Genomic DNA, 13518 nt, shown 5'->3' with positions numbered 1-13518 from the left:
ATGGTGCTGCGCAGGCCCAGCTTTTGCGCGGCGAGCGCCACGGCGAGGCCGTGGTTGCCGTGCGAGGCGGTGACGACGTGGAGGGCGCCGGCCTGTGCGACGCGGTGTACCTCGACCAAGGCGCCGCGTTCCTTGAACGAGCCCGTCGGCCGGGCTGCGTCGTTCAGGAAGAAAAATTCGGTGCCGAGCTCTTGGGACAGCCCCTCGCTGCGACGGAACCGCGAAGGCTCGAAGCGCGTGCCGTCCGCGAAGCTCATCGAGGCCAGGGACTCCTTCGCCCGCTCGATCTCGCGCAGCGTCCCCTCGAGGCGCTCGGAGAAGGCCGCGCCGGCGCGGGGGTTGCGCCAAAGCTGCGCGATGCGCTCCTGAACCAGGGGATGGTCGAGGGGGAAGGTCTGCAAGCCGCGCTCGTTCAAGTAGCGGCGGATGGCGTGCTGGATACGGGCGTGCTCGGAGCGGGTGAAGAAGCCGCGGCGCAGCCGCGAGGGCAGCATGCCCAGGCGCTCGGGCGTGAAATACTCGGGATCACCGGCCTCAATTCGACGCTCGACGCCGACCCGGACGATCAGGCGACGCTGCTGCTCCGCGGAGCCGTTGCTTTCCCAGCGCCTGGCTCCTCCCGAACCCGAGGGGACGAGATTTCTCGTGTCGCCCTCGAGATGGGACATCATCGCGACGTTGGAAATTCGCGGACCCACTTCGGGACGCGGCACTGGCAGCCGCAGACCCTCCGGCGTCGCCGCTTGGAAAAAAATCCCTAGTCCCCCGTCCATGCCTTCCAGGGACCCGCCGCCGCCCGCGGTCCTCGGCGCCTCCAGGCCGCGGGTCCGCAGCGCGAGCCCCTGCATCCAGGCCGCATGCCGCGGGCCCAGGAGCTCCCGGCTTAAGCGGCCGCCGACGTGGAACTGCAGCAAGGTCGCGAGCGAATCGCTCCAAAAACTCCCCGCGGAACCGGCGGGGCGCAGGCCCAGCCGCGTCTCGAGAGAGTGGGCCAGGCCGATGCCGGCAAAGAGGCCGGCCTGCTCGGCCAGCGGACGCGACCAGCGCGTCAGCGCGGGGAGGCCCGCCGCCCCGCCCATAGGATCGATGCCGTGGACGCGGTCGAAGAGGCCGCGACTCGCCCAGCCGCCCAGTTTCAAAAGACCGAGACCGAGGCCCAGGCTCGCAAACTCGCGGGAGACACTGCGCGCGTCCCAGGCCTGCTCGCGCCCCAGGGCGGCGTTGGCGAGCCGGCTCGCGCCCCAGAAGGCGCCCACCTCGGGCGCGAAGGCCGCGCCGGCGGCAAGCCAGCGGGCGCCCGCGCCGCGCATCAGGAGGTTCGCCGTCGGCGCCGCGACCAGGCGCGACAAGGCGCCCAGGCGGACAAGCGAGGAGACGGTCGCGGCGGCACCCATCCCCGCCAGCATCGCGGGATCGGCGGCCTGGGCGGCGAAATTTCGCGCGAGAAATTCGAAGCGGGCACCGAACGGACCGCCGCCGAGGATGGCATCAAGTCGCGCCTGAGCGCTACGTTGTAGGGGCCGTTCGCGCTTGTCCCCCGTTAAGGGGGGAACGGCCCCTACGGCGTTGGCATATATCTCGGCGGCGGTTTCGATCCGACCGGCTTGCTCCTGCCGCCCCGCGAAGGCCAGCCAGGCCTCGGCGGCCAAGGCCGGGTCGGTCTCATGTTGAAGCGATTGGATTTCCGCTCGGGCGGCGGCGTCCAAGCGAGAGCTAGAAGCTGCGGAGAGTAATTCCATGATGCCCCAAAAACCTTTCCTTGGTTCATGCTAAAACTTGTCCGAAGAACCCTATCCCGCCATGCCGCTGCGGTATTCATCCTTCATTCGCGGCCCTCGGAAGCAGCCGGACCCCGGCCTTCCAAAAACGGCCTCAAATCTTCCCGGCGGAAATACAGGAATAAGAGCCTCCGGTCCAGCCCCGTCCAGCGGGAAATCTGCACCAGGCTGCGCTCGCCGGGGTTCCCGCTCTTGCGCAGGCTGCGCAGGACCGACAGGGGCACGGCGCCCCCGGCCTCGCGCGAGCGCGCCTCGATGCGCGAGACCAGGTCCAAGCGCTCCAGACCCGCGAAGTCCAGGCCCTCCGGGAGACGATAGTCGATGGCGCCGTCCTCACGCCGCCCCAGGAAGAAGGCGAGCTCGGCGCGGTGAAAGTGCTCGTACCACTCGCGGTAGGAAAGCCGCGGGAAGCGCTCCGCGAGCCACCGTAGGTCGGCGTCGCTGAGCGGCCGCGCCGGGTCCAACAGCTTCTGGGCCTGGCCGGTCTCCAGCCCGTGAGCCCGAGCCAAAGTCAGCACCGGGTCGATGTTTCCGTTCTCGTCCTGCTGGGCGGGCAGCCGGAGGATCTCCGGCGAGAGGCGGCGGCGCAGGTTGTGGCGATCGTAGCTCCCGTGATTGGAGGAAAGCAGCGCCCGATAGGCCTCCTCCGAGAGCGTCCACGGCTCGCCCGCGGGGTCCCGCAGGGGAAAGAGCCGCAGGACCTCCGGCCGGAAATAAAGGTAGAGCTCGCCGGGATTCAGGCCCAGGACCTCGGAGAGGCGCCGCAGGCCGGCGTCGTCCTCGATGCGCGAGAATTGCCGCTCGTGGCGGCCGACCGTGGGGTTGTCCCAGCCCAGGCGCTCGGCGAGCTCGACGCTGCTGAGCGGAGGGTCGGCGTTCATGCGGTGGGCGAACAGGGCCTCGCCCAAGTGGAAGCGGCGGAATATTTCCGGCAACCGCTGCGGATCGACCCGCAGGCTGGGCTCGCCGGCGCCGGAGAGCTCCGGGAAGAAATACGGCAGCTCCGGGTAGTAGTGCAGGTAAAGGCGCGCCGCGTCCAGGCGCGGCAGGGCCTCCTTGAGGCTGAGCAGGCTCGCCGGCGTCACCAGATTGTTGCGCTGCTGAAGAATGGCGCTCAGGGTCTTGGTGCTGATCTCGCTCTCCGCCTGGACCTGCTCGAGGCTCCTCCCCTCCAGGGCCTCTGCCAAGAGATAGGCGGGATCCCCGCGCGGGATGCCGTGCCTCCGCTCGGCGATTTCCAAAAACAGCTCGCGCGGCAAGGCCATGCGGTCCCAGAGCCAGAGCCACTCGTGGAGATTGTCCCGGCCGAAGTGGACGGCGTTGGACTCGTGCTGTCCGAAGTAGTTGGGATTGCGGCCCAGCTCGACGCTGACTTCATCGGCGGAGGGAAAGCCCGGCCTCAGCTTGCGCGCGGCGAAGAGGTATTGCCCCAGGCTCCCCGGCTCACGGGCGTAGGCGGCGACCTTGGCGGCGTCGAGGCTGTGCGGCGTGAGGAAGATCTCCTGGCCGGGAAAGAGCTCGGCCAAGGGCAGGTCGGGGTGGAAGGTGCGGGAGACCGTTCCGGCCAGATCGGCCTCGGTCAGGTTGAGGGCCTCGACCAAGGCCCGCAGCGTCGCGGCGTTGGGCGAATGATGGTTGCGCTCGAAGTCGTGCAGCATCTTGGGCAGGATCCCCACCCGCTCGGCCAAGGCGCCCGAGCTAAAATACTGGTCGGGATTTTTTCTCGCCTCGAAGAGCCGCCAACCGAAGGAGCCGCGCCCCCTCCCCTCCGGCGCCGCGCCATACTCCCGCACGCGATCGAGGTCGGTCTTCGTCTCGAGGTACAGCGGATAATAGGCGCCCTCCCAAATGCGGCGCGGGATCTCGGGGTGGAGGTCGCGATTGGAGGCCGCGATCCAGGTCCGAAGGTCCTGCCCATAGATCCCGGCCAGGGCGCGCAGCAGCGGAAAGGGAATCGCACGTTCCGGCCCCGCTTCCCAGGCCCTGAGGTCGGCGACGCCGCGAAAGGCGCCGCGGTAGAAAGAAAGCTCGCGGCGCAGGGTCGGCTCTTCCAAAAGGCGCCGGGCGACTTCCGGCAGGTCCAAGCCGGCATTCCTCCGCGCCTCACCCAGCATTTCATGCAAGGGACCGGTCGGCCGGCGAGTCGACCAACGCGGGCGCAGCCGCGCCTTGAAGACCGCCTCGAGCGGCAGGTCGTGACCGAGGTGCACGGGGTCGTTGGGATCGCCCTCCTCGGATTCCGAGACTACGCGTCCCCCCTCGTCTTTCACCAGCCAGACCAGGCGCCCGTCGAGGAAGCGCAGTCGGATCTCCTGGAGGCTGGGATGCGAGCGCAAGAGCTCGCGCAGCCCCGCCGCCTCGCCGTAGCCGTTCTGGGATTCCACCTGGACGAAGAGGCAGCGCACCTCGGGGCCCAGGCCGCGGCTCGCCTGCCGCAGGCCGTCGAGAAACTCCGCCGCGTCGCCGTATTCATAAACCGGGGTCCGGTAATACTTGGGCGCGGGTCGCTCGCGCGCCCCGATCCATTCGCCCCAAATCTCCCTCGGCCCACGCGGACCGCCGCCTCCGGCATCGCTCATGGCCATGGCGTAGACCGTGGGCCACCGGAATTCCCCCCAAGCCTCGGACCGAGCGGCCAGGGCGCCCCAGGCCTCGACCTGACGTGTTTGCAGCGCCAGGGCGCGCATGCGCCGCGCCTGCGTCGGCCCCCAGGCGTGATGGGCCAGGCGCCCGCCGACGTGCAGGTGCAGGAGCGTGGCGAGGCTCTCCAACCAGGGATTGGCGTGGGGGTCTTGCGGGCGCAGCCCCAGGCGGGCCTCGGCCCAGTGGCCGAAATGGATCCCGGAAAAGACGCCGATCTGCTCGAAGAGCGGTCGGGAGAGACGGGTGAAACCCGGGAGTCGCGCGGCGCTGCCCGCGAGCGGGTCGATACCGTGGGCCCGATGAAAGATCCCACGGCTCAAGGCGCCGCCCAGTTTGAGGAAGCCCAGAGTCAAGGCCAGCGAGGCCCATTCCCTGCCGATCCCGGCCGCCGTCCAATCCAGGCGCTCGCCCGCCGCGAGGTTCCAGAGCCGCGCGGCGGACCAAAAGGCCGCGGTCTCCGGCAGAAAAGCGGCGGCCGAGGCGGTGAGCGCAGCGCCCGCCCCGCGGTTGAACCAAGCAGCGGTCGGCGAGGCCGCAAGCCGGCTCAAGACGCCGAGCCGAACGCCCGAAGCGACCAGGCCGGCGGCGGTCATGCCGAGGATCATGTCGGGGCGCGAGGCCTCGCGGGCGAAGTGGCGGAGGAGGAATTCGGCCCGCGGGCCGAAGGGGCCGCGGCCCAGGATCGCGTCGAGCCGCGCCTCAGCCCGGCTCCGTAGGGGCTGAACATGTTCAGTCCCTACGACGGCTGCATAAACACTTGCGGCGGAATTTAAATCCCCGCCCCGCTCCAGCCGCTGCCCCATCCCCAGCAGGCCCTCGCAAAACAATTCCGGATCGGTCTCCGCGGCCAAGGCGCGCAGCTCGGCCCGCAAGGCCGGATCACGGAAGGCAAGGCCTGCCAAGACCCGCTCGCGCTCGAGAGGCAGGGGCGAGCCTTGCTCGGGACCCTGCGGTCCTGTGCGCCCTCCCCATCCACCGCTGCGGCGAAAGTTCGCGGAAAAATCCACCCGAATCATGAGGAACCCGTTGAAATGCCCCGAAATTTACGTATTGGCCCATCTTCGGCCCAGCCGGGGGGAAGTTGCGCAAGGGCTTGAAATGAAAATATAAAAGCCCGCGGGAGGCGAATCCCGCGGGCTTAGTCAAGGCTGTTAAGAATGCAAAATTTTGGCGACCAGGGTAAGTGGAACTCCCCGCACGGCGAGAGGTCAAGGAATAAAAAAATGGCCCCGGAATTCGCGGGGCCACCATCAATAAATATAAATATTTTCAATAAGTTATACTACCGAGCTTGCTGCATCAAGGAACGGATCTTCAAGCGCAAGGCATTGATCTTGATGAAGCCCTCCGCGTCCTTCTGATTGTACACCGTGTCCTTCTCGAAGGTGGCGAAGTCCTCGCTGAACAGCGAATTCGGCGACTTGCGTCCCGTGACGGTGACGTTGCCCTTGTAGAGCTTGAGCCGGGCGGTGCCGCTGACGCGCTGCTGGGCCTCATCGATCAGGCCTTGCAGGAGCTCGCGCTCGGGGGCGTACCAGAAGCCGTTGTAGACTTGGGCCGCGTAGGTCGGGATCAACGAGTCGCGGATCTTGAGCACCTCGCGGTCGAGGGTGATCGACTCGATCGCGCGATGCGCGGCGTGCAGGATAGTGCCGCCCGGCGTCTCGTAGACGCCGCGGCTCTTCATGCCGACGAAGCGGTTCTCGACTAGGTCGACCCGCCCCACCCCGTTCTCGCCGCCGATCTCGTTCAGCTTGGCCAGCAAGGCGGCGGGCGAGAGCCTCTGCCCGTTGACGGCGACCGGATTTCCCTTCTCGTAGTCGACCTCGATGACGGTGGGCTTGTCCGGCGCAGCCTCCGGGCTTTTGCTGAGCAGGAACATGTCGGCTGGCGGCTCGTTCCAGGGGTCCTCGAGGATGCCGCCCTCGAAACTGATGTGCAGCAGGTTGCGGTCGGAGCTGTAGGGCTTGGACTTGGTGACCGGAACCGGGATGCCGTTCTTTTCGGCATACTCGATCAGGTCGCTGCGGGACTTGAAGGTCCAGTCGCGCCAGGGGGCGATGACGTGGATGCCGGGCTGCAGGGCGTAATACGTCAGCTCGAAGCGCACCTGGTCGTTACCCTTGCCGGTGGCCCCGTGACTGACCGCGTCGGCTTTTTCTTTTTGGGCGATCTCGATCTGCTTCTTGGCGATCAGTGGTCGCGCGATCGAGGTGCCCAGCAGGTAGGCCCCCTCGTAGATCGCGTTGGCCCGGAGCATCGGGAAGACGAAGTCGCGGACGAACTCTTCCTTGAGGTCCTCGATGTAGATCTTGCTGGCCCCGGTCTTGATCGCCTTCTCCTGGAGCGGCGAGAGCTCTTCGCCCTGGCCCAGATCGGCGGCGAAGGCCACGACCTCGCAGCCGTAGTGCTCGATCAGCCATTTGATGATGACGGAGGTGTCGAGTCCGCCGCTGTAGGCGAGGACAACCTTTTTGATTTTGTCGGGCATAGGAGTCTCCTAAATGACCATATTTCTTTTCATGAAAAACGAAATTAATTCGCAAAATCCATGGGGGTTAATGCTCCACCCCCTACAGAGACCTTGCCGAAAACTTATTTGGCATTTTACCGCACCCGTAGGGGCCGTTCGCGAACGGCCCCTACGGAGGCCGCACGATCTACAAGAGCGGATTACCCCATGAGAGTCTTTAAAATCGCCTTCTGCACGTGCAGCCGGTTCTCCGCCTCCTCCCACACGTAGGAGTGCGGGCCGTCCAAGACCTCGCTGGTGATCTCTTCGTCGCGGTGCGCGGGAAGGCAGTGCAGGACCATTACGTCGTCGGCCGCGTGCGAGAGCATCTCGCGGTTGACTTGGTAAGGCGCGAAGAGCTGCCGCTTTTTTTCGTCTTCTTTCTGTCCCATCGAGAACCAGGTGTCGGTATAGATCACGTCGGTGCTCTTCACCGCCTCGATGGGGTCCTCGACCATCTGGACGTTATCGTGGGTCTTGCCGAACTGCTTGAGCAGGGCCCCCGAGGGCTTGTAGCCCGGCGGGCAGGAGACGTTGAGGTCGAAGCCCAGGACGATCGCCGCGTTGATCCAGGTGTTCGCCAAGTTGTTGCCGTCGCCGACGTAGGTGACCTTGAGTCCCTTCAGCGTCTTCTTGACCTCGAGGATGGTCTGCAGGTCCGCCATCACCTGGACTGGATGGAACAGGTCGGTGAGCCCGTTGATCACCGGCACCGAGGAGGCCTCGGCCATCTTCTCGAGGTTGGCCTGCGAGAAGGTGCGCAGCATGATGCCCTGGCAATAGCGCGAAAGGACCCGGGCGGTGTCTTCATAGGTCTCGCCGCGGCCGAGCTGGCTCTCGGTCGTCGTGATGTTGATCGCGTGGCCGCCCAGCTGCAGCATCGCGGCCTCGAAGGAGACCCGGGTGCGGGTCGAGGATTTCTCGAAGACCATCGCGAGGATCTTGCCCTTGAGACTGTTGTCTTCCTTCCCCTTCTTGAAACGGGCCTTCAGCTCGTCGGCCAGGACCAGCAGGTCGATCAGTTCCTTTGCGCTGTACTCGAAGAGGGTCAGAAAGTGCCTGGGCTGATTCATGCGGAGGCGCCTCCGGGGGCCTGGGCGAAGACGTCGTCGAGCAGGTCGACGGCCTCGTCGACCTCGCGGTTGCCGATGTTCAGCGGGGGTACCAGGCGCAAGATCTTCTCTTGGGCCGCGTTGATGACGAGTCCCTCGTTTAGGGCGGCATCGACCAAGGGTTTGGCGGGGATCTCCAGCTCGACGCCGACCATCAGCCCCTCGCCCCGGACTTCCCGTATCCAGGGGTGTTTCTTCTGCAGACCGCGTAGGCGTTCGACCAAATAGGCGCCCGTCTGCCGCACCTTCTCGAGGAAACCGTCCTCGAGCAAGACCCGAAGGAAGGCCTTGGCCGCCTCGCAGACCAGGAAATTGCCGCCGAAGGTGGAGGCGTGGCTCCCCGGCTGGAAGGCCCGGGCCACCTCGTCGGTGGCAAGGCAGGCGCCGATCGGGAGCCCCGCGCCCAGCGACTTCGCGAGGCTCATGATGTCGGGGGCGACGCCGGAATGCTCGTAGGCAAAGAGCTTGCCGGTGCGTCCCATCCCGCACTGCACCTCGTCGTAGATCAGCAAAGCGCCGTGCTGCTTGCAAAGCTCGCGGACGCCCCGCAGATAGCCCTCCGCGGGATAACGCACCCCGCCCTCGCCCTGCACCGGCTCGAGCAGGACGGCGCAGGTCTTGTCGCTCATCGCCGCGGCCAGGGCCGGCAGGTCGTCGTAGGGGACGTGGCGGAAACCCTCGGGCAGGGGCTCGAAGCCCTTCTTGACCTTGTCCTGCCCCGTCGCCGCGATCATGCCCAGGGTCCGGCCGTGGAAGCTCTTCTCCATGGTGAGGATCTCGAAGCTGCCCTCGCCCTTCTTTTGTTTTTGGTAGATCCGCGCCAGCTTGACCGCCGCCTCGTTGGCCTCGGCGCCGCTGTTGCAAAAGAAGGCCTTGTCGGCGAAGGAATGCCGGCAGAGCAGCTCGGCCAGTTCGGCCTGGCTTTGGTTGTAGAACAGGTTGGAAGTGTGGACGAGCCGCGCGGCCTGGGCGGCGACCGCCTCGGTAATCGCCGGATGGCTGTGGCCCAGCCCGTTGACCGCGATGCCGGCCAGGAAGTCGAGGTACTTCTTGCCGTCGGCGTCCCAAAGGTAGGCTCCTTTGCCGCGGACGAAGGCGACGGGTTGGCGGGCGTAGGTTTTCATCACATATTTGTCGCTGAGGGCGATGATTTCCGCATTGTTCATATAAAAATAATTTTGGACTTGCCGCAAAATCCGTAGGGGCCGTTCGCGAACGGCCCCTACAGCGATGGCAACCTATTAACTTTTTACTTCCGAAAGATACCCCACGGCACCACGCAGGATCAAGCCCGCGTTATTCATGCAAAATCGTCCCGACGCCCTTGTCGGTGAAGATCTCCAGCAAGACCGCGTGCGTCTGCCGCCCGTCGATGATGTGCGCCGAGCGCACGCCGCTGGCCAGGGCGCGGATGCAGCAGCTGACCTTCGGGATCATCCCGCCTTGGATCACGCCCTCGTCGATCAGCTTGGTGGCCTTGGAGACGCTGAGCTCGCTGATCAGCTTGCCCTTGGCGTCTTTCACCCCCTCGACGTCGGTGAGCAGGACCAGCTTCTCGGCCTGCAGGGCGCTGGCGATGGCCCCGGCGACCAGGTCGGCGTTGATGTTGAGCGCCTCGCCGGCCTCGCTGACCCCGACGGGCGCGATGACCGGAATAAAGTTGTCCTTCTCGAGCAGGCTCAAGATGGCCGTGTTGACCTCGGAGACATTGCCGACCCGGCCCAGGTCGATGATCTCGTTGACGCCGTCGCGGTCGAAGGAGACCTTCTCTTCGGCGAGCTTGCGGGCCTTGAGCAGCTTGCCGTCCTTCCCGGAGAGCCCGATCGCCCGCCCGCCGTGCTGGTTGATCAAGCCGACGATCTCCTTGTTGACCTTGCCCACCAGGACCATCTCGACCACGTCCATCGTGGCCTCGTCGGTGATGCGGATGCCCTGGTGGAACTTCGACTCGATGCCCATCTTTTTGAGGAAGCTGCCGATCTGAGGGCCTCCGCCGTGCACGACGATCGGGATCATCCCGATGTAGCGCATCATGATGATGTCCTTGGCGAAGCTCTCTTTGAGCTTCTCGTCGACCATGGCGTGGCCGCCGTACTTGATGACGATGACCTTGCCGTAAAAGCGGCGGATATAGGGCAAGGCCTCCATGAGGACGGAGGCGCGCTGCACCAGGTGGTCGAGGGTGGGATCGCTCATAAAGGCTCCGAAAAAGGAAGGGCCTTTTTAGCGATATTCTTAGAAAATCACAATATGTATCTGCTGAGGTCCTGATCTTTGACCACGTCGGCCAGCTTGTCCCGGACATAGGCGGCGTCGACCTTGAGCTCCAGGCCCCGGCGGTCGGGGGCCTCGAAGGAGATCTCGTCCAAGACCTTCTCCATGATGGTATGGAGGCGCCGGGCCCCGATGTTTTCGGTACGCTCGTTGACCACGGCGGCGAACTCGGCGATCTCCTGGAGGCCGTCGGGGGTGAACTGGACCTTCACCTGCTCGGTGGCAAGGAGGGCCTCGTACTGCTTGGTCAGCGAGTTGGCGGGCTCTTGAAGGATGCGCAAAAAATCGCCCTTGCCCAGGGAATCGAGCTCGACCCGGATCGGAAAACGGCCCTGCAGCTCGGGGATCAGGTCGCTGGGCTTGGAGACGTGGAAGGCGCCCGCCGCGATGAACAAGATGTGGTCGGTGCGCACCATGCCGTACTTGGTGTTGACGTTGCTGCCCTCAACGATGGGCAGGATGTCGCGCTGCACCCCCTCGCGGGAGACGTCGGGCCCGTGCTGGGACTCTTTTCCGGCGATCTTGTCGATCTCGTCCAGGAAGACGATCCCGCTCTGCTCGACCCGTTCGATGGCGCGCTTGGTGACCGCGTCCATGTCGATCAGCTTGGCGGCCTCTTCCTGGGCCAGGGCCTTGAGGGCCTCGGGGACCTTCAGCTTGCTGCGCTTCCGGCCCTTCGAGAAGAGGCCCGACATCATCTCTTTGAGGTTGGCGCCCAGCTCGTCGAGATTAGGACCGGAGACGACCTCGAACATCGGCATGACGCCGGCGGGCGGGCCGGAAGGTTCCAGCTCGACGCTGCGGTCGTTCAGCTTGCCCTCTTTCAGTTGCTGGCGCAGCTTCTCCCGGGTGGGGGCCGCCGCGCCCTCGGGTTCGGCGGGATTGGGCTTGGGCGTGGTGGGCAGGAGCAGGTCGAGCAGGCGCTCCTCGGCCATATCCTCGGCCTTGGCTTGGACCTGGGCGGTCTCCTCCTCGCGGAGCATCTTGACCGCAGTCTCGGTCAACTCGCGGATGATCGATTCGACGTCCTTGCCGACGTAGCCCACCTCGGTGAACTTACTGGCCTCGACCTTGATGAAGGGCGCGTTGGCCAGCTTGGCGAGACGGCGGGCGATCTCGGTCTTGCCGACGCCGGTCGGCCCGATCATGATGATGTTCTTGGGGGCGATCTCGTCGCGCAGGTCGGGGGCGACGTTCTGGCGGCGCCAGCGGTTGCGCAGGGCGATGGCCACGGCCCGCTTGGCGGCCTTTTGGCCGATGATGTAGCGGTCGAGCTCGGAGACGATCTCGCGGGGGGTGAAGTTGACGGCTTTCATGGCTATTCGATCTCTTCCAGGGTGACGGAGTCGTTGGTGTAGATGCAGATGTCGGCGGCGATCTTCATCGCGGCTAGGGCGATCTCTTTGGCGCTCAGTTGGGTGTTTTGCAGCAGGGCCCGGGCCGCGGCCAGGGCGTAGGGCCCTCCCGAGCCGATGGCGGCGATCCCGTCGTCGGGCTCGATCACGTCGCCATTGCCGGAGAGGGTGAAGGTCTTCTCGTGGTTGGCGACGATCAGCATGGCCTCGAGGCGGCGCAGGATGCGATCGGTGCGCCAGTCCTTGGCCAGCTCGACGGCGGCGCGGGTGATATTGCCGTTGAACTGCTCGAGCTTGGCCTCGAATTTTTCGAAGAGCGTGAAGGCGTCGGCGGTGGAGCCGGCGAAGCCGGCCACGACCTTGCCCTCTTTCATCCGGCGTACCTTCTTGGCGCCCGACTTCATCACCGTGTTGTTGAAGGAGACCTGGCCGTCGCCGGCGACGGCGACTTGGCCGTTGCGGCGGACGGCGAGGATGGTGGTGGCATGAAAAGTCTTGTCCAAAGGAAACTCCTGGGAAAAAGCCTTACCTGGTTACGGGCGGAATCGCCGTCAAGGCCTCGTAAAAAATTATTTTCGCGCGACTCTCCTCGCCGCAACCCCCCAAGCCCGCGTCCCCTCAGGCCTTCGGGTGCGACTTGTCGTAGACGTCCATCAGCTTGTCAAGGCTAATATGGGTGTATTTCTGCGTCGTCGAGAGGCTGGAGTGGCCCAATAGCTCTTGGATTCCACGCAGATCGGCGCCGTTGTTCATCAAGTGGGTGGCGAAGCTGTGCCGCAGCATGTGCGGGGTCACCTTCTTGGGCAGGCCAAGCTGGACGGCGTAGTCTTGCAGGCGCTTGGCGATCACCCGGGGATGGATCGCCTTGCCCTGCTTGCCCAGGAAAACGAAGTCCTCAAAACCGCTCTGGACGCGGATTTGCGGGCGAACCTCCAGGTAGGCCACCAGGGCCGCTCGGGCTTTCTGTCCGACCGGAACCAGGCGCTCCTTGCGCCCCTTGCCCTGCACCCGCACCATGCCTTCTTTCAGGTCGAGCGCGGCGGTCTTGAGGGCCGTCAGCTCGCCGATGCGCAGGCCGCTGGAATAAAACAGCTCGAGAATGGCCCGGTCGCGCCGCGCCTCGAAGCCCTCGCCCTGGGGAAGCTCCATCAGGCGGAAGGCCTCGTCGACGTCGAGGAATTTGGGCAGCGTCTTGGGGAGCTTGGGGGCGGACAGCTCCAGGGCGACGTTGCGCTGGATCAGGCCGCGCTTGGCCAGAAACTTGTAGAAGCTGCGCAACGAGGCGATGCGCCGGCCCAGCGAGCTGGCCTTCAGCCGGCCGTGGGCCCGGGCCAGGTAGGCACGGAGCGGCAGCAACGGCAGGCACTCCCATTGGACCTCACCCTCTTTCACCCACTCCGGGTGCACTTCCTTGAGAAAGGCCGTCAGCTCGCGCAGGTCGATGGCGTAGTTTTTCAGCGTGTGGGCCGAGCAGTTCTTCTCGGTCCGCAGGTAATTTAAAAATTCCTCGACGCGGTTCATGCGGGCGCCCCCGCTGCGGAGCGGGCCGGCGCCGCCGCGCCCCCTATTCCCGCCCGCCGCGCCCAGTTTTCCAGTCGGTCCAGCGCGTGCCGCGCCAAGTCCAGGCGCTTTTCCTTGCGCCGGTACGCCGGGGGGATCTCCATCAATCCGAAGTTCACGTTCATCGGCTGAAAATCCCCCTCGGAGGCCTCGCTGATGTGCCGCACCAAGGCGCCCAGCGCGGTGTCGGGCGGGGGCACCGGGAGCTCGCGGCCGGCCAGGCGCTCGGCCAGGACCAACCCGGAGTAGAGCCCCCTCGCGGCCGATTCGACATAACCCTCGAC

Annotated in this window: 9 protein-coding genes; all 9 read right to left on the bottom strand. The window is 65.6% G+C overall.

From position 1 onward, the window contains the following. The coding region (locus FBR05_11910) for a pyridoxal-phosphate dependent enzyme (GenBank protein MDL1872888.1) at positions 1-1739 on the bottom strand (1739 nt) is incomplete at its 3' end. An 83-nt stretch (positions 1740-1822) separates the two neighbouring features. Continuing rightward, positions 1823-5437, bottom strand: a complete 3615-nt coding sequence (locus FBR05_11905; GenBank protein ID MDL1872887.1) for a helix-turn-helix transcriptional regulator — start codon at positions 5435-5437, stop codon at positions 1823-1825. 266 nt (positions 5438-5703) lie between these two features. Continuing rightward, positions 5704-6912 carry an argininosuccinate synthase gene (locus FBR05_11900; GenBank protein ID MDL1872886.1) on the bottom strand — a complete coding sequence of 403 codons (1209 nt, stop codon included), beginning with the start codon at positions 6910-6912 and terminating at the stop codon, positions 5704-5706. A gap of 182 nt (positions 6913-7094) precedes the next feature. Next, positions 7095-8006: an ornithine carbamoyltransferase gene (gene argF, locus FBR05_11895; GenBank protein ID MDL1872885.1), complete on the bottom strand. Its 912-nt coding sequence runs from the start codon at positions 8004-8006 to the stop codon at positions 7095-7097. Further along, complete coding sequence (locus FBR05_11890) at positions 8003-9211, bottom strand: acetylornithine transaminase (GenBank protein ID MDL1872884.1); 1209 nt, start codon at positions 9209-9211, stop codon at positions 8003-8005. Before FBR05_11890 ends, argF begins: the two co-directional genes overlap by 4 nt. Before the next feature lie 130 nt (positions 9212-9341). After that, a complete protein-coding gene (argB, locus tag FBR05_11885; GenBank protein ID MDL1872883.1) occupies positions 9342-10241 on the bottom strand; it encodes an acetylglutamate kinase in 900 nt (299 codons plus the stop codon). A 47-nt stretch (positions 10242-10288) separates the two neighbouring features. Beyond that, positions 10289-11635, bottom strand: coding sequence for an ATP-dependent protease ATPase subunit HslU (gene hslU, locus FBR05_11880; protein ID MDL1872882.1), 1347 nt, complete (start codon positions 11633-11635; stop codon positions 10289-10291). A 2-nt stretch (positions 11636-11637) separates the two neighbouring features. Next, the gene (gene hslV, locus FBR05_11875) at positions 11638-12177 is read right to left on the bottom strand and encodes an ATP-dependent protease subunit HslV (GenBank protein MDL1872881.1); all 540 of its coding nucleotides are present in this window, start codon (positions 12175-12177) and stop codon (positions 11638-11640) included. 115 nt (positions 12178-12292) lie between these two features. Next, a complete protein-coding gene (gene xerC / locus FBR05_11870; protein MDL1872880.1) occupies positions 12293-13195 on the bottom strand; it encodes a tyrosine recombinase XerC in 903 nt (300 codons plus the stop codon). Positions 13196-13518 lie beyond the last annotated feature (323 nt).

Source organism: Deltaproteobacteria bacterium PRO3 (assembly GCA_030263375.1).
Taxonomy (GTDB): domain Bacteria; phylum UBA10199; class UBA10199; order DSSB01; family DSSB01; genus DSSB01.
Note: the sequence above shows the minus strand (reverse complement) of the source record. Positions and strands in the feature narration are given on the sequence as shown.

What these genes read in the sequence shown, in the direction of transcription:
- FBR05_11890 (MDL1872884.1), bottom strand. Translation starts at nt 9,211, where the DNA reads ATGAACAATGCGGAAATCATCGCCCTCAGCGACAAATATGTGATGAAA.
- xerC (MDL1872880.1), bottom strand. Translation starts at nt 13,195, where the DNA reads ATGAACCGCGTCGAGGAATTTTTAAATTACCTGCGGACCGAGAAGAAC.
- FBR05_11905 (MDL1872887.1), bottom strand. Translation starts at nt 5,437, where the DNA reads ATGATTCGGGTGGATTTTTCCGCGAACTTTCGCCGCAGCGGTGGATGG.
- hslU (MDL1872882.1), bottom strand. Translation starts at nt 11,635, where the DNA reads ATGAAAGCCGTCAACTTCACCCCCCGCGAGATCGTCTCCGAGCTCGAC.
- argB (MDL1872883.1), bottom strand. Translation starts at nt 10,241, where the DNA reads ATGAGCGATCCCACCCTCGACCACCTGGTGCAGCGCGCCTCCGTCCTC.
- FBR05_11900 (MDL1872886.1), bottom strand. Translation starts at nt 6,912, where the DNA reads ATGCCCGACAAAATCAAAAAGGTTGTCCTCGCCTACAGCGGCGGACTC.
- argF (MDL1872885.1), bottom strand. Translation starts at nt 8,006, where the DNA reads ATGAATCAGCCCAGGCACTTTCTGACCCTCTTCGAGTACAGCGCAAAG.